The sequence below is a fragment of the Kitasatospora purpeofusca genome (assembly GCF_000718025.1).
In the GTDB taxonomy this organism is placed as follows: domain Bacteria; phylum Actinomycetota; class Actinomycetes; order Streptomycetales; family Streptomycetaceae; genus Kitasatospora; species Kitasatospora purpeofusca.
Window position 1 is genome coordinate 190,768 of the sequence record NZ_JODS01000031.1, and the last position, 21,352, is coordinate 212,119.

The 21,352-nt window shown below is 73.2% G+C and carries 23 protein-coding genes and 2 pseudogenes; 12 read left to right on the forward strand and 13 right to left on the reverse strand.

Annotation, left to right across the window (positions count from 1 at the left end; translation table 11 throughout):
• Positions 1-74 precede the first annotated feature (74 nt).
• A complete protein-coding gene (locus IF01_RS0133195) occupies positions 75-971 on the forward strand; it encodes a hypothetical protein (protein WP_030397317.1) in 897 nt (298 codons plus the stop codon).
• A gap of 187 nt (positions 972-1,158) precedes the next feature.
• On the opposite strand, the gene IF01_RS0133200 is transcribed toward IF01_RS0133195, so the two are convergent.
• Entirely contained in the window at positions 1,159-1,488 is a 330-nt protein-coding gene (locus IF01_RS0133200; protein WP_030397318.1) for a putative quinol monooxygenase, read from the reverse strand.
• Positions 1,489-1,546: 58 nt separating this feature from the next.
• Between IF01_RS0133200 and IF01_RS0133205 the strand changes: the two genes are divergently transcribed.
• On the forward strand, positions 1,547-1,906 hold the full coding sequence (locus tag IF01_RS0133205) for a MerR family transcriptional regulator (protein ID WP_030397319.1): 360 nt from the start codon (positions 1,547-1,549) through the stop codon (positions 1,904-1,906).
• Here IF01_RS0133205 and IF01_RS50435 read toward each other — a convergent pair.
• The 5 genes from IF01_RS50435 to IF01_RS0133235 form a co-directional block, all read right to left on the reverse strand.
• Positions 1,903-2,148: a restriction endonuclease gene (locus tag IF01_RS50435; RefSeq protein ID WP_078880519.1), complete on the reverse strand. Its 246-nt coding sequence runs from the start codon at positions 2,146-2,148 to the stop codon at positions 1,903-1,905. The two genes, IF01_RS0133205 and IF01_RS50435, sit on opposite strands and share 4 nt — an antisense overlap.
• Before the next feature lie 263 nt (positions 2,149-2,411).
• The gene (locus tag IF01_RS0133220; RefSeq protein WP_030397322.1) at positions 2,412-2,879 is read right to left on the reverse strand and encodes a hypothetical protein; all 468 of its coding nucleotides are present in this window, start codon (positions 2,877-2,879) and stop codon (positions 2,412-2,414) included.
• A 663-nt stretch (positions 2,880-3,542) separates the two neighbouring features.
• A complete protein-coding gene (locus IF01_RS0133225) occupies positions 3,543-4,640 on the reverse strand; it encodes a hypothetical protein (protein WP_051756687.1) in 1,098 nt (365 codons plus the stop codon).
• Positions 4,641-4,705: 65 nt separating this feature from the next.
• A complete protein-coding gene (locus tag IF01_RS0133230; protein ID WP_063764365.1) occupies positions 4,706-6,343 on the reverse strand; it encodes a M48 family metalloprotease in 1,638 nt (545 codons plus the stop codon).
• Between the two features lie 585 nt (positions 6,344-6,928).
• The gene (locus tag IF01_RS0133235) at positions 6,929-7,411 is read right to left on the reverse strand and encodes an RrF2 family transcriptional regulator (RefSeq protein WP_030397325.1); all 483 of its coding nucleotides are present in this window, start codon (positions 7,409-7,411) and stop codon (positions 6,929-6,931) included.
• 108 nt (positions 7,412-7,519) lie between these two features.
• Between IF01_RS0133235 and IF01_RS0133240 the strand changes: the two genes are divergently transcribed.
• Together IF01_RS0133240 and IF01_RS0133245 are read left to right on the forward strand one after the other, a co-directional pair.
• On the forward strand, positions 7,520-8,257 hold the full coding sequence (locus IF01_RS0133240; protein WP_030397326.1) for an SDR family oxidoreductase: 738 nt from the start codon (positions 7,520-7,522) through the stop codon (positions 8,255-8,257).
• A 332-nt stretch (positions 8,258-8,589) separates the two neighbouring features.
• Positions 8,590-9,102, forward strand: coding sequence for an SMI1/KNR4 family protein (locus IF01_RS0133245; protein ID WP_341845516.1), 513 nt, complete (start codon positions 8,590-8,592; stop codon positions 9,100-9,102).
• 473 nt (positions 9,103-9,575) lie between these two features.
• Here IF01_RS0133245 and IF01_RS0133250 read toward each other — a convergent pair whose 3' ends face one another.
• A complete protein-coding gene (locus tag IF01_RS0133250) occupies positions 9,576-10,010 on the reverse strand; it encodes an Hsp20/alpha crystallin family protein (RefSeq protein WP_030397328.1) in 435 nt (144 codons plus the stop codon).
• A 109-nt stretch (positions 10,011-10,119) separates the two neighbouring features.
• On the opposite strand from IF01_RS0133250, the gene IF01_RS0133255 reads away from it, so the two are divergent.
• From IF01_RS0133255 to IF01_RS0133260, 3 genes and pseudogenes are all read left to right on the forward strand, one after another.
• Positions 10,120-10,803: a hypothetical protein gene (locus IF01_RS0133255; protein ID WP_030397329.1), complete on the forward strand. Its 684-nt coding sequence runs from the start codon at positions 10,120-10,122 to the stop codon at positions 10,801-10,803.
• A gap of 36 nt (positions 10,804-10,839) precedes the next feature.
• A pseudogene (locus IF01_RS51810) lies at positions 10,840-11,007 on the forward strand (IS256 family transposase); the annotation flags it as partial.
• A 3-nt stretch (positions 11,008-11,010) separates the two neighbouring features.
• Positions 11,011-12,048 carry a GNAT family N-acetyltransferase gene (locus IF01_RS0133260; protein WP_051756691.1) on the forward strand — a complete coding sequence of 346 codons (1,038 nt, stop codon included), beginning with the start codon at positions 11,011-11,013 and terminating at the stop codon, positions 12,046-12,048.
• Between the two features lie 30 nt (positions 12,049-12,078).
• Here IF01_RS0133260 and IF01_RS42720 read toward each other — a convergent pair whose 3' ends face one another.
• The 6 genes from IF01_RS42720 to IF01_RS0133290 form a co-directional block, all read right to left on the reverse strand.
• On the reverse strand, positions 12,079-12,834 hold the full coding sequence (locus IF01_RS42720; protein ID WP_157855417.1) for an oxygenase MpaB family protein: 756 nt from the start codon (positions 12,832-12,834) through the stop codon (positions 12,079-12,081).
• A 59-nt stretch (positions 12,835-12,893) separates the two neighbouring features.
• Positions 12,894-13,616, reverse strand: coding sequence for a DUF2071 domain-containing protein (locus IF01_RS0133270; protein ID WP_051756693.1), 723 nt, complete (start codon positions 13,614-13,616; stop codon positions 12,894-12,896).
• A gap of 245 nt (positions 13,617-13,861) precedes the next feature.
• A complete protein-coding gene (locus IF01_RS0133275; RefSeq protein WP_051756695.1) occupies positions 13,862-14,149 on the reverse strand; it encodes a hypothetical protein in 288 nt (95 codons plus the stop codon).
• Between the two features lie 142 nt (positions 14,150-14,291).
• The gene (locus IF01_RS0133280; protein ID WP_030397333.1) at positions 14,292-14,594 is read right to left on the reverse strand and encodes a DUF3040 domain-containing protein; all 303 of its coding nucleotides are present in this window, start codon (positions 14,592-14,594) and stop codon (positions 14,292-14,294) included.
• A 115-nt stretch (positions 14,595-14,709) separates the two neighbouring features.
• On the reverse strand, positions 14,710-16,224 hold the full coding sequence (locus IF01_RS0133285; RefSeq protein ID WP_030397334.1) for a cryptochrome/photolyase family protein: 1,515 nt from the start codon (positions 16,222-16,224) through the stop codon (positions 14,710-14,712).
• Entirely contained in the window at positions 16,221-16,754 is a 534-nt protein-coding gene (locus tag IF01_RS0133290) for a DUF4383 domain-containing protein (protein ID WP_030397335.1), read from the reverse strand. Before IF01_RS0133290 ends, IF01_RS0133285 begins: the two co-directional genes overlap by 4 nt.
• A gap of 332 nt (positions 16,755-17,086) precedes the next feature.
• Here IF01_RS0133290 and IF01_RS0133295 point away from each other — a divergent pair, with 332 nt between their 5' ends.
• The 5 genes and pseudogenes from IF01_RS0133295 (at position 17,087) to IF01_RS0133310 (ending at position 21,094) form a co-directional block, all read left to right on the forward strand.
• Positions 17,087-17,305: a DUF6480 family protein gene (locus IF01_RS0133295; RefSeq protein ID WP_030397336.1), complete on the forward strand. Its 219-nt coding sequence runs from the start codon at positions 17,087-17,089 to the stop codon at positions 17,303-17,305.
• Complete coding sequence (locus IF01_RS0133300; protein WP_030397337.1) at positions 17,299-18,348, forward strand: MerR family transcriptional regulator; 1,050 nt, start codon at positions 17,299-17,301, stop codon at positions 18,346-18,348. The genes IF01_RS0133295 and IF01_RS0133300 overlap by 7 nt, the downstream gene beginning before the upstream one ends.
• Positions 18,349-18,457: 109 nt before the next feature.
• Positions 18,458-18,723 (forward strand): annotated as a pseudogene (locus IF01_RS50445) (sigma factor); the annotation flags it as partial.
• A gap of 7 nt (positions 18,724-18,730) precedes the next feature.
• Positions 18,731-19,420 (forward strand): anti-sigma factor, encoded by a 690-nt coding sequence (locus IF01_RS0133305; protein WP_051756717.1) that lies wholly within the window; start codon positions 18,731-18,733, stop codon positions 19,418-19,420.
• 339 nt (positions 19,421-19,759) lie between these two features.
• The gene (locus IF01_RS0133310; protein ID WP_051756697.1) at positions 19,760-21,094 is read left to right on the forward strand and encodes an NAD(P)/FAD-dependent oxidoreductase; all 1,335 of its coding nucleotides are present in this window, start codon (positions 19,760-19,762) and stop codon (positions 21,092-21,094) included.
• Positions 21,095-21,352: the final 258 nt, after the last annotated feature.

Here is a 21,352-nt window from a genome sequence, read left to right on the forward strand (position 1 = left end):
TCCTCGGTGTCAACACCGAAACCCGCCCCGGCTACCCCATCCCCTACCGGCTCACCCGCACGGGGCGCGACACCTTGATCGAGCCCACCGACCCCTACCTCGCCGCTGTGCGCGCCGGCGAGCCGTTGCACGGCGGCCTTCTCGTGCACCGTTGGCCGGAGCTCGACGTCAAGGTGGTCAACAACACCGGCGAGACCGTGCTCCTCCACGAGGCCCTCCTCGATGTCACCTCCTCCGAACCCGACCTGCGCGCCCTGCCGTTCCTGACCTGCGATGAGACGGACATCGTCCTGTTCAACGGCGGCTGGGGCCCGCTGACGGAGGCCACCGTCACCTACTCCCTCTTCGACACCCCCGACGCGCCCGACCCCCTCGCAGGCCCCTACGTCCTGCGCACCCCCGAAGTGCGCAGCCGCGAGCGGCACTCGTGGTCGGTGGAGGACAAGCTCAGCCCCTTCGCCTTCCACGGTGCCGGCCGCCTCCTCCCGCGCCACGAGGTGGCCGTCCGCGGCGTGCTCGCCTTCACCCACACCGGTGCGGACGGCGCCGTGGTGCACTCGTCCAACCCCTTCACGGGGTGGCTGGTCCCGCGCCGCTCCACCAGTACGATCCCCCGGATCGGGTCATATCTGGGCCCGGGCCAGAAGTACTCCACCGCGCTCGCATCCGTCGGCACCGGCTACCGGGTGAGCGTGCCGCTCTCCCAGGTCGTGCAGGCCGGAGAAGCTGACCGCTTCTCCGTCACCATCGCCTCCGACCGGTCCGCCTTCCACTCCTTCTCCCTCGTACTCCGGTACAACGACGGCCAGGAGCTGGTGGTGGCGGACAGGATCCACCTGGCACTGTTCCTGTCGGTCACACAGGAGCGCCACGCACCTCTGCTCGTCCGCCCGGGCCTCGCGGTTCGGCCCCAATCCCGGACGCAGCCCCAGCCCCGACGGCGGTGGTGGCAGCGCTTCCGTCGACCTTGACCGCCGACGCGTCGACCGCCATCTCGCCGACCTGGCTCGGCCGGGCTGTCCGGCCGAGCCGGCCGGTGGGGGTGTGGTGGCGGTGCTGGTCCCGGAACCGCCGTGGGGCACGGCCCGGTAGCGGACCGGCGCAGCGGTCTGCCGATGGCCCCGTTCTCGTGAACAGAGCCAGCCGTGGATGTCCGCCTCAGGCGAGAACCGGTTCTGCCCCGGGGTACGGGCTGAGCATGGTGTCGAAGTAGCCTTCCGGGTCTTCCTCCAGGAAGGTCGACAGATTCTGAAGGAAGGCGCGCAGCGGGGGTGTTGCGTTGTGCTGGTCCAGGTCTGCCTGGGAGCGCCACACCTCGTACAGGAAGAAGCGGCCGTCCTCGTGCTCGTGGAGGTGGTACTGCATGTTGCCGGGTTCTCGCCGGGTGGGTTCCACGAAGGAGGAGAGAATCCGCCGGACCTCGTCCGCGCGCTCCGGCCTGGGGCGCAGGAAACCGTAGAGGGCTATGGGGCGTTCTGTGTTCGTCATGCCCTCACGCTAAGATCTCACATCAATGTGAGGTTCAAGGGGTTGTGAGGAGCGCCACATGAAGATCGGTGAGCTCGCCGCGACAACGGGCACCTCCGTCCGGCTGTTGCGCTACTACGAGGAGCAGGGCCTCCTTGAGTCCTACCGCCTCGACAGCGGCCACCGCCGCTACGACGACAACGCGCCCGTCGTAGTCCGGCGCATTCGCGGGCTGCTGGATGCCGGCCTGCCGACCCGCGTTATCCGCGACCTGCAGCCGTGCATTCGCCAGGACGGCACGGTCGCCGGATGCAGGCTGGAGACCCTCCAAGAACATCTCGACGGTCTGGACGACCGAATCTCCGCGCTGTCGGAAACCCGCGCATCCTTGGCCCGGCTCGTCTCCGACACCCAGGCCCGTGAACGGGTCCGCATTTAGGGCGACCCGTCGCCGGAGCCCGCGGTGGCCCTGACCGCGGGCGAGCCGACCAGGGGTCCGGGGCTGTAGCGCTCGGCCTGGATGAGGATGTGTCGCCCCGTCGGACCGGTGGCCAGGACGTCGGTGGCCAGGTTGCCGGCCCCGCCGACGACGGTCACCTTCGTGCAGCCGTCGCGCCGGCACAGGTCGGCGAGCGGGTGCTCGAAGGCCTTCGGGGTCATGGTCCTCGGGGTCATGGTCATGAACGCGCCGATGTGGCGCAGCTGTGCGGTGCGTGTGTGGAAGGTGCGGTGCTCGGGCGGCGCGGGTGCGTACGGCTGCGACGGTCGCGGGTGGGGCGATGGCGAGCAGGGTGAGGACGACGAGCAGGTGCGGGTGGCGCGGCTCCTGCCGCGCCACCCGCTGATCACATCGTGGCCGGGTCCTGCGGAACGGGCTCGGGGCTGATGCGGGACCGGCGGCCGGGGTCTGTCCGGCCGTCTTCGGGCCCGTGTCGCTCCGGGCATCAGCAGGGCACCACCACACTCGTGCTGATCGGGTGGGTGTACCAGCCGTCGGCGGAGACCGAGAGGGTCGCGGTAACGGTCGAGCCGCACGGGACGGTGCCGCCGTAGCCGGCGATCTCCAGCGTGGTGGCCCGGAAGAGCAGGGACTGCTGCACGGTGCCGAGCGACTCGCCGCCCTCGATGTCGGTGGTCAGGACCGCGTCGACCAGCTTCGTCCGCAGCGGCGGGCTGCCGGGGCTCGGCGGGCCGGCCAGGCCGATCCGGCCGGTGAACTGGACGCCGTCCTCGGTGGCCGTGTAGCAGAGCTTGGTCCAGAGGCCGGACTGCAGGCCGGAGGCGTCGCAGACCTCCGTGGCGGTCTCGGCGGTGGTGGCGGCGGTACCGGCAGCGACGGCCGGGGTCGCGCCGGCGAGAGCGAGTGCCAGGGCACCCGTAGCGGCGGCCGTCGTCAGCATCTTGCGAGTCATGAGGTGCTTCTCCTGTGTACAGAGCTCCTGGTCCGTCCAGCAGCACTGTTATGTGATATTGCACTATCTCTCTGTAGTCGAGACGTCGCTCATGTGAATGGAGTGAGTCCGGTTGGCGCGGATTTGGTACGTGGAATCCGGATGTTTGATTCGGTCCAGCGGGCGGTTTGATTCGCCCCTGCCGACGGCTACCGGCCCAGCGCTTGAGGAGGGCCCGGGATTCCCGGCTCGGGGCGGCCTGCACTTCGGTAGCTACGTGTGCCGAGCTCCGGCAGGCGCTCACCAGGTGCGGCCGGGCGAATGGTCCGTCGACCGCTCGTCGACCCGCTGCCGTCGACCGCTGCCTCCTCGACGGTGTCCTGCCCGCCCAGGACGCCGACTGCCCCTCGCCCCGACCGTAGCCCGGGTGCTCGGGAGCCGTGGTGGCTCGTCGGACCCGCCGGGCCGGTTGTCGAACGGGGTGTTTTGCGGTGGCGGATCGGGGTGAGAAGAGGGTGCGGTGGGCGAGAGCGCGGTCCGGACGGCGGGCATCCCCTCCTCGCCGTCCGGACCGGCCCACCGCGTTCGGAGCCCGGCCGCCGTGACTGCCGCACACCGGTGGCCGGGCGTGCCGGCGACCCGGCGTCCGGCGACCCCGCTGCCCGGGGCCGCCGGAACGTCGGGTCAGGCGGCCGGCTGCGGCTCCTTCGCGGCGAAGCGGGCCGCGACGGCCCGGATGTGGCAGTAGTAGGCGGCCGGATCCTCGGAGTAGCGCCAGGGGAGCGCGTCGACGTAGCCGTCGACGACCCGGAACTGGCCCAGGGCCTCGGCCGGCCGGTCCGTCATGGTGTAGCACCAGGCGAGCAGGTGACGGATCTCCGCGGCCCGGGCGTGCCCGGCCGGGGCGGCGTCCACGGCCCGGCGTGCCGCGTCCACGGCCGACCGCGCGTACGGGGTGGACCAGTAGGCGCTCTCGTTGTCGTCGGGCTCGTGCTCGAAGAGCGCGACCAGGCGCATGCCCGCGAGCAGGCTGCCCGCCGGGGCGTCGGTGGCGGCGCGGTCGGCGAAGGCGTTGGCCTCCTCCTCGGAGCCGTGCCACTTGGCGGACCAGTACTGCACGGCGGCGTAGTGCGCCGGGTACAGGTGCGGGTCACGGGCGGTCAGCCCGGCCCAGACCCGGTCGAACTCCGCCCGTGGGTAGTTGAGGCCGAGGGCGATCCAGAGCTCGGTGGTCCACGGCAGCGGGTCCTGCAGGTCGATCTCCTGCGCCTCGCGGGCGGCGGTCCGGGCCTCGGTGAGCAGCCGGTGGAAGCCGGCGGCCTGCTCGTCGCTGGTGTCCTCGGCGTACGCCGCGCCGCGCAGGCGCCAGGCGAGCTTCACCAGGGCTTCGGCGTGGACGACGGCGGCGTCCGGGTCCCCGGGCCGTTCGGCCCGCCAGGCCCGGAGCCAGTCGTCCTGCTCGGCGCCCGCGTCGGCCAGTTCCTCGACGAGGCGGTAGCGCCGGTCCGCGTCGGGTCCGGCCGCGGCGAGCTGTTCGGCGCAGGCGCGCCAGTCACCGCGGTCGGCGGCGGCGCGAAGCGCGTCGAGTTCGGGGGCGGCGCAGGCCCGGTCGGTGTTCTGCCGCTCCTCCGGCAGCAGGCCGTGCTCGGTGACGACGCGCTCGTGCCAGGAGTCGATTTCGGCCTGCTTGCTGGCGGTGTAGCGGTTGAGCGCCCAGGTGACGAGCTTGAGTACGCCGACGGTGACGACGCTGACGAGGATGACGACTACGGGGGCTGGCACGGTGAACCTTGTGGGTCGTGGATCGAGGATCGTGGCTTGCGGAAAGGGACGGCGCAGGGGCCGGATCAGGGGACGGTGACGGTCGGCGCCGCGGCGGTCGGGAGTCCGGCCTCACCGAGCAGGGCGCGGACGGCGGTGGTGTCCGGGGTGTCGGCGCAAGCCGCGTCGAGGGCGGTGGTGAGCCGCTCGCCCAGGTCGTCGGGCAGCCGCAGACGGGCCGGTCCGGACCAGGACAGCTCCCAGCCTGTCAGCCCGGCGTCGACCAGGGCGAGCACGGTGAGTTCGGAGAGCGCGCCGCGCAGGACCGGGCGGGCCAGCTCGCGGGCGGCCCGGCCGGTCGCCGCACGGGCCTCCGGGCTGAGCGGCAGCCGCTCGACGAGCTCCGGGGCACGGCCGGCGTCGATCGCGTCCAGCGCGGCGCCGACGGTGGGCGCCACGCCGAGGGCGGCCAGCGCGTCGCGCAGCGGGCGGGTGGACCGGCGGCAGTCTTCGAGCAGCGAGCGGTGCACCAGCGCCGGCCAGTCGACCCGCTCCTTGCGGGCGGCCTCGGGGACCAGGCTGACGACCTCCAGCGCTGCGAGGACCTGCTCGGCGTCGTGCAGCAGGCCGAGGGCGGGGGCGGTGCTGCCGGCGCCGCGGCCGTCGTCGGGCAGGGCCTCGACGGCGGCGACCCGGAGCTCGATCGGCGGGTGCGAGTCGTAGGGGTCGGTCTCGGTATCGGGCAGTTCGAGGGCCAGCGCGTCGAGTTCGGCGCGGCGCTCGGGGTCGGCGAGCAGGTGGGCGAGGCCGCCGTAGAACTGCCCGGGGGGCGGCAGGAGGCCGGCCTCCCAGCCGAGGGTGGCGTAGTGGCCGAGGTAGAAGTCCTGGGCCGCGTCGAGTGCGGGGATCCGGCGCAGCGCGGAGGCGGTGGCGTCGCGGCCGGCGAGCCGGGCGGCGACCAGGTCGGCGGCGTACTCCTGGCGGCGGCCGACCGCCTCGGAGACCCGGAAGTAGAGCTTGCCGTACTGGGTGAAGAGCTTGGCGAGCACCCGGTCGACGCCGCCCGAGGCCTCCTCGGCGGAAACCTTGCGGCCCTGGGCGAGGCGCTTGTCGGCCTTGGCCTGCAGCTTGGCGGCCTCCTTGGCCTGGTGGGCGTCGGCGCGCTCGTGCAGACCGCCGACGGTGCGCAGGAGGGCGGTGCGGCCGGCCAGGGTGAGCCCGGCCAGGCGGACGTCCTGGTTGCTGTAGTGCCCGAACTCGTGAGCCAGGACGGCCTCCAGCTCCGCCTCGGTGAGGCCGAGCAGCAGGGGGACGCCGATCACCAGGTGCCGCTTGCCGGGCATCAGGCCGAGGAACCTGGTCTCCTCGCGGACGCCCGCGTTGACCTCCGGAACCAGTCGGATCTCGGCCGGACCGCGGATGCCGGTGCGCTCGGAGATCCGGTCGACCGCGGCCCACAGCCGAGGCTGTTCCTCGCGGGTGACCGGCAGTCCGGGCAGCTCGCGGTCGTCGCGGCGGTGGCGGGTGAGGAAGACGACCCGGACGACGGGGTAGGCGATGACGGCGCTGACGGCCCAGATCTTCAGCAGGGCCGGGCGCAGTTCGCCGGAGGCCAGGTAGAGGCTGACGTCGAGGGCGACGAGTGCGGCGACGATGCCGAGGGCGAGCAGGTAGAAGCCGGCGAGCATGGCAACGGCCGTCAGGGCTCTGACGGAGGTGCTCATGGAGGAGGAGGGCCTGCCGACGGCAGGCTGGGACGTGCCCATGCGGGTCCTTCATCGGGGAGCGCGCCACGGGACGGTGGCGGCGGGGGACGGATGCGGTGCGGAACGTGTGTTCGGCAGGTGAGCATGGTAGCTGCCGGGACTGACGTTCTCCCACCCGTTTCCCGTCTGTGACCTGCGTTTTTCCGACGCTGCCGGGATTCGCGGAGGATGGCGGAACGGACACGGGACACCGGGCACAGGCCGCTGCCGGCCACCCCGGGCGGACGACCCACGACGCGGATACGGGCAGGGGCCGGTCGCCGTGTGGGCCCGTGTGCGCCCCGGCGCCGGTCGCCGTGTCGGCCCCGCGCCGGTGTCCGTGGCTCTCGCGCCCGCGACGGTCACCGCGATGAGGGGGCGTCCGGTCCGGCTCCTTCCGTTGTCTCCTCGACAGGTGCCCGGGCTCCTCGCCCGGTGCCCGGCTCGGGCTCCAGGGAGGGTGTGGCGCTTTTCGTAGGCCCACATCGCGATCTCGGCCCGGTTGCGGGCGCCGAGTCGGTCCGGCGACCCCGGACCGCCCCGGTCACCAGCCCGTCGTCCGGATCAGTCGGGGTCGCGCGCCAGCCAGGCGCCGACGGTGGGCAGTGCTTCGGGTCCGCTGCCGGCGGCCACGTTCGCGGCGAGGTCGGCGATCGTGACGGCGGCCAGGGAGGCGCGCCAGGCCGCGTCGGCGGCGCCCATCACCCTGGCGATGGGGCACGGCCCGGTGCACTTCTCGGGCGGGGTCCCCAGTGGGCCGCGTTGGCGGATCTCGGTGCAGACGAAGGCGGGGTCCGCCCCGTCGACGGCCTGCACCACGTCCAGCACGGATATCCCGGCGGGTTCCCGGCTGAGGACGTAGCCGCCGGTCTTGCCCTGCACCGAGTGCACCAGACCCGCGCGGGACAGGGCCTGGAGCTGTTTGGCCAGGTAGCTGGGCGACACGTCGTGCAGCGCGGCCAGTCGGGCGGCCGGCACCGGCTCCGCGGCCGCGGTCAGCACCACGCAGCAGTGCAGCGCCCACTCGACGCCACCCGACAGCTTCATTGCGCCTCCATTTGACTCGGACAAAGGATATCCGAGTAGTATCTCGGATAGAACTTGTCCGAGTTTGGGTCGGGTGTTCGCGCCCGGCCGGCGAAGGAAGGCACTTTCATGAAGATCACTGTCATCGGTACCGGCCTGATCGGATCCCAGCTCGCCGCCGAGCTCACCGCCCGGGGCCACGAGGTGACGACCGCCTCGCTCTCCTCCGGCGTCGACCTGCTGACCGGATCCGGTCTCGACGGGGCGCTCGCCGGTGCGGAGGCGGCCGTCAACGTCACCAACTCGCCCACTTTCGACGAGCAGTCGATCGCGTTCTTCCGGACCACGGTCGGCAACCTGCTGGCCGCAGGCGAGCGGGCCGGAGTGCGCCACCAGGTCGCACTCTCGATCGTCGGCGTCGACCTGGTCCCCGACCTCGCCTACTACCGCGCCAAGACGCTCCAGGAGGAGCTGCTGCGCGGCGGCGCGACGCCCTGGTCGATCGTGCGCGCCACCCAGTTCTTCGAGTTCATGGAACCGACGATGTCCTGGACCTCGGACGAGGACGCCGTGCGCCTGCCCGCCACCCCGATCCAGCCGATCGCGAGCGCCGACGTCGTCACCGCGCTCGCCGACGTGGCCACCGGGGCACCGCTCGGCGGCATCCTGGACGTGGCCGGCCCCGACCGGTTCACGCTCGACGAGATCGGTCGCCTCACCCTGGCCGCCCGCGGCGACCGCCGCCCCGTCCTGGTCGACGACCGGGCGGGCCTGTTCGCCGCCGTCCCCGGTGACGTCCTCACACCGGGCCCCGGCGCCCGGCTGGCCCCCACCCACTACCGCGACTGGCTGGCGGCGGCCCGCTGACCGCCGGCCGCCGCACCCGGAGCCCGCCGCACCCGGGCGGTCCGCCTCGGCGGTCGCCGGGGTGCCGGAGGTGCGGAGGGCCCGGGACCTGCCGTCGGGGAAAGGCGGACCGGAGGCGGACGCGCGGGAACGGGAGCGGTCCTCCCGGGTCCTGCGCTTCGGGGCGGAAGGTGATTGTGGGAGGGATGGAACGCATGCTCGAAGTACCATCCCTGCAAGGTTCTCCGGCCGGTACTTCCCGACCTCCGCGGTGGCGTAGTCGGACGGAGACATTCTGCAGAGAGGACCGGGGGCAGAGGGCGATGAGTGTGACTGAGAGTTGGTCGCGTGTGATGAGCCTTCTTCGGCAGCACGCGCCGGCCGATCACGCGGATCTGCCGGGGCCCGCTACGGAGCAGATGCTCGCGGCAGCCGAGGAACGGATGGGGGTCTCCCTGCACGGGAACCTGCGGACGTGGCTGTTGCAGAACAATCTGGATCTGCCGGAGGAAGACGTCGACGACGACGTGATGTGCTGCGGCTTCGACGGGTTCCCCGACGAGGGAAGCTTCTTGCTGGGCATCCGGGCGATGGAGAGGCTCTACGCGAATCACCCCTTGTCCGGTGGGAGTGAATGGCGCGAGGAGTGGATCCCGTTCCTGTCGGACCGGGACGGCTGGACGGGAAAGTTCATCGACGCGAGGGACGGACGTATCGGCAGATGGTTCGTGGGTGCGCCCACGGTCACCGGCGAGTACGCGTCACTGGCTCACTACTTCGACTCCGTGGCGGAGATGCTGACGAGGATCGGCGCGGGGGACTGTCCGGTCTGTTCCGTTGCCGAAGGTCGACTTGTCTGGTCGTGAGACGGTTCCCAACTCGACGACGGCCATGGCCAATCCGTCCTCGCCTTGGAACGGCAATGGGATTCATCAGCGTTGACGTTCCAAGGCGAGGACGGCTGCTGCTGGCGCTGCCGGGCGGCGAGGAGTGCTGCGGCTCGCCCACGCGCGGCTCCCGGCGAGGAACTGCTCCCCGATGCGGACCATCCCGCACTCCTGGCCCGCATGACAACCTGAGCACCGACCGGAAGCACGACCACTCGGCGCGGACGGTCGCGCGGCCACCTCGACAGCAGGTCGAGTGTGGCGTCAGGCCCAAGGCCCGTGAACTCCTTCCCGTCCTAGATGTCATGGAGCGGGCCGTCGCACACGGGGATGCACTTCGCGATCCGTACCGCTGGCCCGTCGGCTGACGCCGGCGGTAGGCGGTCCTTCCGGCCGCCCTTTCGATCGAGGGGGAGTGATCGGGGGCAGCGCGGAAGGGCATCGGGGGCCGGTCAGGCCTGGATCCGCTTGGGGTCGCCGGTGCGGTTGATCGCGATCTTGCGGGGCTTGGCCTTCTCGGCGACCGGGATGCGCAGGGTCAGTACGCCGGCGTCGTAGTCGGCGCTGATCCCGGCGGGGTCGAGGGTGTCGGAGAGCATCACCTGGCGGGAGAAGACGCCGAGCGGGCGTTCGGAGAGTTCCCACTTCACGTCCTCGCCCTGGTGGCGGGGGCGGCGTTCGGCTTTGACGGTCAGCATGTTCCGCTCGACGTCGATGTCGATCGCGTCCGGGTCCACGCCCGGCAGATCGAAGCAGATCACGTACTCGTCGCCCACCCGGCAGGCGTCCAGCGGCATCGGGGCCGGCCGGGACCACGTGCCGTTCGTGCCCAGGAACTGCTGGGTCAGGCGGTCCAGTTCGCGGAACGGGTCAGTGCGCATCAGCATCGCGAAACACCTCCACAGGTCGATGGGAGCCAGTGCGCTGCACCTGGCACCCTTTGTAGCGCGTCATCCGTCCGATGACAAGCCGGACTGTCGCCCGTAGAGTGACTTCATGAGTGAAAAGTCCCGACGCCCCGCCGCCGACGCCTCCCAGCCGGTCGAGCCCGCCTCGTTCCTGGCGGCCGCGGCGGCGCTGGCCGCCATCGACGACGCCGTCCGCACCGCCCAGAACCCCGCCTCCCAGCCTCCGGCCGCCCCCGGCGAGCAGGAAGGCCCCGCGCAGGCCCTGGCCGCCCTGATGCTGCTGCGCGAACTGCGCACCCAGCTCGCCGGCTGGGAAGCCGGCCTGGTGGAGAATGCCCGGGAAGCGGGCGCCACCTGGGCCGACCTGGCCCGGCCCATGGGCGTCGCCAGCCGCCAGGCCGCCGAGAACCGCTACCTGCGCCTCAAGCCCGGCGGCACGACACGGGCCGGCACCGGTGCGGAACGCGTCAAGGCCGTCCGCGACCGGCGGGCCGCCGACCGAAAGGTCACCACCTGGGCCCGCGACAACGCCGCCGAGCTGCGGATCCTGGCCGCCCGGATCACCGTGACCGCACTCGCCCCCGACGCCCGCCCCGCCCAGGCCGCCCTGACCGCCGCCCTCGGTGCCACCGACCCCGCGGACCTCGTAGAGCCCCTCACCGCCGTCCGCCCCCACCTCGGCCCCGACCAGGACGACCTCGCCACCCGCCTCGACACCCTCACCCACCGCACCACCCAGCTCCGCGACGACAGCGACCGACGCCGCGCCTGACCCCGTCACCGCCGCCGAAACGCGCCGGTATGTCCTAAGGCCGTCGAGTCCGCCCAGTCCCGCGGGCGAGCCGTGGATACGCCCCACGTCGTTGCGCTCGTCCGCGCCGGGGCCCGCTTCGAACGCGGGCAGCTCGTTGAACGGCCGCAGACGACCGCAGCGCGAACAGGGTGGCGGACCCGCCCCGAAGTCCGAGAACATTAGGTCATGTTGGACGGCACGGCAGGACAGGACCTCCCGGTCGGCTTCGGGTTCCGGCCGTACCGCGGCGACGAGGACCATGGCGCCATGGCCGCCGTGCGGCTGGGGTGTGTCGAACGGGACCGGGTCGATGTCCGTTCGGTCGTGGAAGGGCTGCCGACAGCGGCCGAGATCGCCGAAGCTTCTGCCGAGTCGGAGGAGCCGTCCAAGAACCAGATCCTGGTGGTGCTCGACGGGAGCGTCGTCGGCTACTCGACGATCCGGTGGTGGCAGGAGCGGGACGACACGTGGCTGTACCTGCACCGCGGCTACCTCTTGCCCGAGCACCGCGGCCAGGGCATCGGCTCAGCCATGCTGGGCTGGGCCGAAGAGCGGATCCGCCGGCTCGTCGAACAGCACGGAACGGCGCGGACGGCAGTGATCGGCGCGAACGCCACGGCCTCCGAGCAGGACGCCACGGCACTTCTGCGCGCAGCCGGCTACGGGCGTGTCTTCAGCCTGGTCGAGCTGGAGCTGGGCGATCTGCGGCAGGTGCCCGGGCCAGGCAGCGACCTGCCGGCCGGGATACGGACAGGGCCGATCGGGACGAGCCACTACCGTGCAGCCTGGAGGACGATCGTCGATTCGTACGCGGCCTCCGGTTTCACTCGGAGATGGCCTTTCCAGGACTTCGTCGACACCGCCGACCCGGCATGCTGGAGGGCTGCCTGGAACGGGCAGGACATGGTCGGTGTCGCCCTCTGCTCCATCCGCCGTCACGACCGCACCGTGGGCGAGGTGGAGGAGCTGAGTGTCCGGACGGACCGGCGACGCCTCGGAATCGGCCGGGCCCTGCTGCTGGACGGGCTGCGGAGCCTTCGCGAGCAGGGTGCAACGACCGCCCGGCTGTTCACGGGTACGGCAAATCCGCACCGGTCCTACGACCTCTACGAGAGTGTGGGGTTCCGGCGGCAGAACGAGTACGTCCGTTACCGCAAACCGCTCGCTCGATCGACCGGGCCTTCGGCGTTCTCACCGTTCGGCGTCCACAGGTCCGGGTCGTGACGCCGCCGGGCCGCGGACAGATGCGGCCCCTCACGCCAGGACCGGGGCACGCGCAGGGCAGCCCGCCGCAGCAGCCGGGCCTGAGCCGTCACCAGGGGGTCCGTGGCCGGGCAGCCGGGCAGCCGGGCAGCCGGGCAGGCCGTACAGCCGACGCGCCCACGGCGGCAACATGCCTACCGCGCAGCCGACCAGGCCTGCCCAGGCCGGACGCAGCGGACCGGCGAGCTGAGCCCAGCCGTGCAGGGGCGGCAGCACGGCGAACCTCAGCGCCTCCCGGGCCGCCGGGGTCACCCGCAGCAGCGGGCGCACCGCCACCATGTAGGCGTCCAGCTCCCTCACGGTGGTGGGAACCGGGAATTCCCTCGGAACGCCGACGAGGTGGGCCACCGTCGCCTGCTCGCCGAGATAGCGGTCCGCTTCGGCGTCGCTGAGGGCCAGCCCGCTGCGCCGGGCCGCGGTCAGGAACGAGTCGACCTCCGCGCAGTGGACCCAGGTCAGCAGTTCCGGGTCGTCGGCCCGGTAGGACCGGCCGGTTTCCGGGTCGGTCCCGCGCACGTGCTCATGGATCAGCCGAACCCGGTGGGCGGCTTCGCGGACCTCGCCGCCGGTGCCGTAGGTCACCGCGCCGACGAAGTGCGCGGTCCGGTAGAGCCGGCCCCACGGGTCCTCGCGGAACGCCGAGTGCTGCGCGACCGCGGCCATGGCGAGGGGGTGCAGTGCCTGCAGGAGCAGGGCCCGTAGGCCGCCCAGGACCATGGCCGGGTCGGCGTGCACGGTCCAGGACACCGAGTCGGGTGTGAAGAGTCCCGCTGCGGGGACCACGGGCGGCTCGGACGGCGCGCCGTTCATTGCGGGCCCGTCGGTGCTGTGCCCGGCCCGGGCCCTCGCCCCGGGCCGGTTACGGTGGTCCGGGCGCCGAAACGCACCGGTGCGCCCGTCGAACAGAGCACGCTCGTAGGCGGCCCGTCGACGTCCACGTCTGCCGCAGCGGTCAGGCCTTGCGACAGCCCGGTGAGCCGTGCCTCGTGCAGGGGCCGGCGCGGGTGGTCGGTCGGCGGACCGGCGGTGCGGCCCCGGACTCGGGTGTGCAGGCCCCGGCGGTCGGTCAGGTAGTCGGCCGGCGGCCCGGGAGGCTCCAGGTGCTCACCGGTGTGCGCGGTGAGCACGCAGATCGCGTCCGCACGGCCGGGCCGCCGGGCCCTTGTCGCGAGGGAACAGGTGCCCTCGCCGGCCGTGAGGCTCGTCTCGGACCACCGGTGGGGCAGGGCGAACAGGGCCCGTGCGGTGAGGACCGCGGCCGGCCGAGGACAGTCGAGCGGGCGGCGCACTGCACCGCGACGGCCCTGCCCATCGACGGAGTAGAGCCGTACGGTCACTTCGGGGAAGCTGCCCGGACAGCGGATGGCGGCCGAGATGCCGGAGCCCAGGCGTTCCATGGCGAAGGCCACCGGGCCGATCCAGCCGGTGGCGTTGAAGATGTCCGGTACGACTCCGGGTTGCCGTAGCGGCGAGACAGCGGCGGGCCGGACCGGCCGGGCCGGGTCCACCGTCACCGATTCGATGATCATCCGTACCTCCCCTGCTGGCGTTCCGGCCTCCGATGGTGCGCTCCTGGCCTCGGGCCGGGGAACTCGCAGCGTTGCTGCACCGGAAAGGGGGACTCCCAGCGTTGCGCCACCAGTCGGTGGAGCTGCCGGGGACGGGTACTGCGGCCGTCTGCGACCTGCTCCGCCGGGCCTACCAGGGTGATGAGTGAAGCGCTGCGGGCCCCGCAGGTGTCGTCCTGCGGGGCCCGGACGGCGGCTCGGGCCGGTCACCCGGTCTTGTCGCCCGGGTGGTCGAGCCACGCGCTGCGCCCACCCTTGGAGGTGACGGCGGGTGCCTCGCGTTCGTACCCGGCGAGTGCCAGCCCGAGCCCGAAGAAGGTGGGCGCCCACTCGCCCACGAAGATGCCCCACCGGTCGGCGCGTTCAACGCCGGCCTGTTCGGCCTTCATTGACGCGATCCAGCTCAGCAGGGACAGGCCGATGGATCCGAATGCCGCCGCGTAGGCGTGTTCGCTGGTGATTCCGGCTTCGTGGAGTCGTCGCACGATGGCCATGACTTCCCTCCAAATGCTCGAATCGGTCTTGAGCTTTCAGCCTGCGAGCAGGCTCGTTGGACCGGTAGTCGCATCGTTGGTGCATCGCCCGCCTCCCGCCGTCCGGCCCGGCGCGGTCCCTTCCCGCGACCACCCGTCGGCATCAGCCGGCGCGCAGTAGCGCCAGGCGCCGGAAGACGAGCGCGAGCACGAGCGCGGACCCGCCCGCGCCGGCTTCGGCAACGGGTGTGACGGCAGCACCTGAGCCCGCCAACAGCGCGCAGGCGGCAGTCAGGGCGGCCAGGGCCGAGGCTGCGGCGGCCAGGAAACGGGGCCGGTGCCACAGGCGCGTCCGCAGAGCCGGGGGAACCGCGAGCAGACGCTCCAGCGCCGGATCCTCCCGCCGGAGGTGGGACTCGATGTCGTCGAGCAGCCGCTGCTCGCGGCCGGTCAGGGGGGTGCTCATGGTGCGGCCAGTGCGGACGACCGGGCGACGCCTTCGGTCCGGGGCGCGCCGCCGTCGGGGAGGCGGGCGGCCCGGGAGGCGGGCGGCCCGGGAGGTGGCGGCGGATCCGGCGGCCTCACGGTGGTGACTGGCCGCGGGTGTGTTCGGCGGCCAGAACCTCGGACAGGCCGGTCAGCCGGTGCAGGCCGGCGGCGGCCCGGGCGGTGCGGTGGTTGGCGGCGAGAAGGTCCTGGTGGCGGTGGACGAAGGCCCAGTAGCCGGTGGTGAAGGGGCAGGCGCGGTCGCCGAGCCGTTCGGTGGGCTGGTAGCGGCAGGGACGGCAGTGGTCGCCCATGCGGTTCAGGTAGGCGCCGCCGGCCGCGTAGGGCTTGGTGGTGATCAGGCCGCCGTCGGCGAACTGGGACATGCCGACGACGTTGGCGCTCATCACCCAGTCGTAGCCGTCCACGAAACAGCGGTGGAACCAGTCGGTCAACTCCCGTGGGTCCCAGCCGTGCTGGAGGGCCCAGTTGCCGAGCACCATGAGCCGGGGGATGTGGTGGACCCAGCCGCGGTCGCGGACCTCGGCGAGGACGTGGGACAGGCAGCGGGCGGTGACGGCGTCGGCGTCCAGGTCGCGGAACCAGCTGGGAAGGGGTTCGTGGTGGCGGAGGCGGTTGGCGTCCCGGTATCCCTCGCCGAGGTGCCAGTACAGCTGCCAGACGTACTCGCGCCAACCGACGATCTGTCGTACGAAGCCCTCGGCACTGTTGAGCGGTACCCGGCCTGCCCGGTACGCGGTCTCGGCGGCACGCGCGCATTCGCGGGCGTCGAGCAGGCCGAGGTTGAGCGGGACGGACAGGCCGCTGTGGGCCAGCCACGGGTCCGCGTGGAGCATGGCGTCCTCGTAGCGGCCGAAGTCGGCCAGGCGGTGGGCGACGAAGTGCGCGAGCGCCTGCTCGGCCTCCGGCCGGGTCGCGGCGAAGCGGCGCGGGCCGTCCCGGCCGACGAAGGCGACCTCCCCGGCGCGCTCCCAACGGTCCAGGTCGGCTCGGACCTCCTCGTCGATGCCGTCCTCCTCGGGCTCGAACGGGGCCGGCAGCGGCAGGACGGTAGCTCCCCTCGGCGGCGGTTCGCGGTTGTCACGGTCGAGGTTCCAGCGGCCGCCGACCGGGCTGCCGTCCGGTTCGACCAGCAGGTGCTCGGCGCGGCGCACCCGGTGGTAGAAGTCCTCCATGAGCAGCCGCCGGTCGCCGGGCTCGCCCGCCCAGCGGCGGAAGTCGGCGAAGGGGACCAGGAAGCCGCGTGGCGGCAGTACCGTGACCCGGTCGAGGTCGCGCACCAGGCCGAGGGCAGCGCGCGAGGTCGGGTGGCAGACGGTGACCTGGCGACGGCCGACGGCCTTCCCCAGGCCCTCGCGGTAGGTGTCGGCCCGGACGTAGCGCACCCGGTCGCCGAGCGCCTCGGCGGCGTGGCGCATCGCCGACAGGACCAGATGCGCCTTGGCCCGGTGGAACCGCCGTCGGCGCAGCACCGAGCGGGCCTCGATCATGACCACCGGCGCGTCCGGGTCCGGGCCGCCCTCACCCGGGGCCAGGAAGTGCGGCCCGAGCTGGTCGCCGAACAGCCAGTGCGGGCGCGGGCCGCTCATACCGGCCGTCCGGGGAGTACCGGCTGCCGGGAGCCGAGGGGGAGGGCCGGCGCACTTTCCCCGTCGGCGGGTCGGGGGTGGCGCCGGCGCCAGTAGGGGTTGTCGAGGGGCAGCCTGCCGCTGACGCGGCCGTACATGCCGAAGGTGGCGATCACCAGGCCCATGACGAAGCTGAAGAGCACGTTCTGGATTCGGAAGGCCAGGATGTTGGCGGGCGAGTCCAGCAGGACGAGGTTGACGAAGCCGCTGAGGACGAACAGCGCGCCGACGGTGATGTTGACCGTGGAGGCCGCGTTGCCGCCGATCAGCGCGCCCGCGATCAGTACCCCGGCCGTCACCACCGAGACCAGGCTGAGCAGGCCGTTGCTGGACAGGCCGGCGATCTGCTCGCCGCTGGTGCTGAAGAACGCCAGGCCGTTCGTGAGCCCGAGGCAGCCGAAGACCAGTAGCGCCGCTCCGCACAGGCCCGCGCCCGCGCGGTAGATCTGCGAGAGGTGACTGTCGACCGGAAGTTCGTCGTGCAGCTTCATGGTCCGCTCCCGTTCCGAGTGAGTCCGTGGCCGCCGTGCGGCCCGTAGCTGAAGCGTCGGCTGCGGTGACTTCGCGCCACACTCGCACCGAAGGCGCAGCGTTTCACGGCAGGTGCGGCGGAGTGCGCGCCGGCCAGTGAGCACCCCGGCGGTACGGCCGGCCGCCGCCAGCAGCGGTGCGCAAACGGTGCGATTGGGCACGGCAGGTGGACAGGACCACCATTCAGCTCAGGACGCGGCGGCACACCCGCCGCGGCCGACCACCGCTTCGGCGGCACCCGAAAGTACAGCTCCCGGTACCCTCACCGGACTTCCGACATCGGGAGGACTCCATGACCTCCGAGCTACGGAGCATCACCGGCCAACGCGCTGTGCCCGCCAACCCTCCCACCGAGACACCCGAATGCGAGGCGTCGACGTGCTCGGGCATCTCGACCCCGGAGCCGGCCGAACTGCACAACGCCTGGCCCTCCTGGGTCCCGCTGCTGGTGATCGCCGTCATGGTGGTGTGCTGCGCGGGCTTCGCGGTAGGGAGAATCGCCGGATGGTGACATCGCCCGCCGCTCAGGATGCCCGGCCGCACGCCGGTCGCCCCACCGCCGCCGACCCCCTGGAGGAGGCAGGCCTGCCGACCGGGGGCGTAGCCCAGCGCCTCGGCGTGTCCCCCACCACGGTCCGCTCCTGGGAACGCCGCTACGGCCTCGGCCCCGCCCACCGCGAGAGCGGCCACCACCGGCGCTGGAGCCCCCAGGACATCGCCGTCCTGGAGACCATGTGCCGCCTGACCGCCCGCGGAGTGCCACCGAACGAAGCCGCCAGAGCCGCCTTGGCCGACCGCCCCGCCGCCGACCGCACCGGCACCTCGGGCCCTACGCCCCCCGAACAGGTCACGGGCCTCCAGGACGGAGCCCGCCGCGGCCCCGGCCCCGGAGGCAGCCGGGCCCTGCGGGTCGGCACGGTACGACCCGAGTGCCGCGGCCTCGCCCGAGCGGCGGTGCGCCTCGACGCACCGGAAGTCGTCGCAATCCTGCGCGAAGCCGTCGAGGAGCTCGGGGTGATCGACGCGTGGACCGAGGTGATCATGCCCGCGCTGCGCGCCGCGGGCCGCAAGTGGGCGGCGGACGGCGAGCAGTACGTCGAGGTGGAGCACCTGCTGTCCTGGAACGTCTCCAGCGTGCTGCGGGGCGTGGCGGTGGGGACGGCGGCGATGCGGCCCGTGCCGCCGGTGCTGCTGGCCGCCGCACCCGTGGAGCTGCACAGTCTGCCCCTGGAGGCTACGGCCGCGGCGCTGGCCGAGCGCGGGCTGCCGTTTCGCATGCTGGGCGCGGCGGTGCCGCCGCGGGCGCTGCTCGACGCGGTCCAGCGGATCGGCCCCAGGGCCGTGATGATCTGGTCCCAGGACCGGCACACGGCTGACCTCGAGCTCCTCGGCCGTGCCGCCGCGAGCGTGTGGGGTCCGCGCGGCTCCCGGGGCGGGGCGGTCGTCGTCGCTGCCGGCCCGGGCTGGGGCCGCGCCAGGCTGCCGGCCGGCACGGCCGCCCCCCGTACGCTCGCGGATGCCGTCGACCTGCTCGAGCAGACCGTCACGGGCTGACCTCCGGAGATCCCGTTGCCGGCGGGCGGTGCGGCCCGGATCGTCGAGGGGCTCGACCGCCGGGCTCCCGCTGCCTCCTCAGGCCCCCTGCGGGGCGAGACCCTCGCCGACCGAGGAGGTCGCCCAGGAGGTGATGTTCGAGCTGTGGCGCACGGCCGCCCGGTACGAGCCGGAGCGCGGTGAGGTGATGGCGTGGGTGCTGACGATGGCCCACCGGCGGGCGGTGGACCGGGTGCGGACGGCGCAGGCGGCCGCCGACCGGGAGCAGAAGCGTACTACCGGGGGTACACCTACCCCGAGGTCGCCGAGGTGCTGGGCACCCCGCTCGGCACCGTCAAGACCCGGATGCGGCACCCTCACCGGCGCTTACGCGACCCACGCGCTGCCCGAGGAGGAACGGGCCGCGTTCGAGCGGCACCTCGCCCGGTGCCCGGCCTGCGCGCAGGAGGTCGCCGAGTTCGAGGCCACCCTGTCCCGGCTCGGGACCGCCGAGTCGGGACGACCTTCGCCCGGGCTCAAGGCGGCGGTGATGGCGGGAATCGGTGACGTGCGCCAGCTCCCGCCCCTGACCGGTCCCGCCGAACGCGGGCGGCGGACCTCGTGGCCGGCCCGGCGGTGGCGCGAGCTGGCGCTCGCGGCGTGCCTGGCCCTGGCCACCGCGCTGGGAGCGGTCGCTGTGCAGCAGCACGACCAGGCCCAGCTGGCCCTGGCCCGGGCGGGCGCCCTGCGCGATCAGCAGGCCGCGGTCACGAGCCTGCTGACCGCCCCGGACGCGCGCACCACCACCGCGGCCTCAGGGACGGCCGTCGGCACGGTGGTCTGGTCGGCGGGCCGCGGGCAGGCGGCGTTCCTCGTCACCGGCATGCCCGTCCTGCCCCGGGGACAGACCTACGAGCTGTGGTTCAGCGACGGCGGCACGATGCGCCCGGCCGGCCTGCTGCCCGCCGACCACGGACAGCTGCTCCTCACCGGCGACATCAACGGCGCCGTGGGCGTGGGGGTGACACAGGAACCGTCCGGAGGTTCCGCCCAGCCCACGGGGCAGCCCCTCATGCTGCTGTCCCTGACCTGACCCGGCCACCGCCGGTCCGTTCCCGGGGCAGGGCCCGCTCGTGCCGGTCCCGGCCGCCGCCCCGGCCGGCGTTCGGCGCGCCGTCACCAGCGGCCGAGCCGGCCGAGTGCCTTCCGGTGGCCGACGAAGCTCGCGGCCGCCTCGGCCGGCTGCCGCAGGCTCCCGTCCTGGCCGCGCCCGCAGGGCTCCCGATGTCCCGCACGCCGCCCGCTCGTGCGGTGCCGGCAATCGGCCCGGACGGCTCGCCCACATCCGGAGCAATCCGCTGCCCCGAGCGCGCCGAACGTCGAGCAAGGGGAGGGCACGTGACGGCGCCCTTCCGTACAACAGGAGGGCACCATGGCTGGAACCACCCGGCAGACGACTGCGGACTCGTGGCGATACGGTCGCTCGGGGCGCGGCACAGTGGCCGTGGTCGGGGCCGGTGTCGCCGGCCTGACGGCCGCCTACCGGCTGCAGGGCGCGGGACTGGCCGTGGAGTTGTTCGAGGCCGACGGGCGGCTGGGCGGGCACGCGCACACCCAGCACGCGGTGGGCGCCGACGGTCGGGCGGTGGCGCTGGACACCGGGTTCCTGGTGCACAATGAGCGGACCTATCCGCACCTGGTGAGCCTGTTCCGCGAGCTCGGGGTGGCCACCCGCGACAGCGACATGACGATGTCGGTGCGCTGCGACGGGTGCGGCCTCGAGTACGCGGGCGCGCGCGGCCCGGCCGGGCTGGTCGCCCAGCCCGGCGCGCTGCTGCGCGGGCGGTACCTGCGGATGCTGGCCGAGGTGCCGCGCTTCCACCGCCGGGCCCGCGCGCTGCTGGCCGCCCCGGAGGCGGGCGATCCGACCCTCGGTGAGTTCCTGGCGGCCGGCGCCTTCTCCCGCTACTTCGTCGAGCACTTCATGACGCCGGTGGTGGCCGCGGTCTGGTCGTGCGCACCGGACCTGACGGGCGAGTACCCGGCGCGCTACCTGTTCGCCTTCCTGGCCAACCACGGCATGCTGTCCGTCACGGGATCACCGACCTGGCGCACCGTGGTGGGCGGCTCGCAGACCTACGTGGCGAGGATCGCCGAGCAACTGAGCACGGTGCACCGCGCGGTGCCGGTGCGGGCCGTGCAGCGCCACGACGACGGCGTCACGGTGACCACGCAGGACGGCCGGGGCACCGAGGCCGACGCCGTGGTGATCGCCACCCACGCGGACCAGGCCCTGCGGCTGCTGGCCGACGCCACCCCGGCCGAGCGCGAGGTCCTGGGCGCCTTCCGCTACTCCGTGAACCCCACCGTCCTGCACCGTGACGCCTCCCACCTGCCGCGAGCCGCCCGGGCCCGGGCCTCGTGGAACTACCGGACGGCGGGTTGCGGTGACAGTGCCGCGGGCGTGCGGGTCAGCTACCACCTCAACCGCCTGCTGGGCCTCGACACCGTGGAGCAGTACCTGGTGACGCTCAACGAGGACCCCGACCGGCCCGTCCCGGACGAGCACGTCGTCTCCCGCACCGTGTACGAACACCCGATCTACACCCGAGAGAGCGTCGCCGCCCAGACCCGGCTCCCCGAACTGAGCACCGGGCGCACCGCGTTCGCCGGGGCCTACCACGGCTGGGGATTCCACGAGGACGGCTGCCGCTCCGGCCTCGAGGCCGCCCACGCCCTGCTGGGGGCCGGGGTGAGCGCGCCATGACCGCGCCGCGCCCCTCCCGGCGCCACCGACGGCTCCCGCTCCACCGATGGCTCCCGCTCCACCCGCATCGTGGGGGCGCCGCCCGGTACGAGTGCCGCACGTCCCACCTGCGCACCGCTCCGGTATGCCACGCCTTCAGTTCCGCCCGTACCCGCGGCTGAAGGCGGTCGCCCGTCCGCGGCGACCGTGCGCGGAACCCGCCGGACCGCCCGCGGCACCACGCTGTTGCGGGCCGCCGTGACCCACCCGCTGTCCACG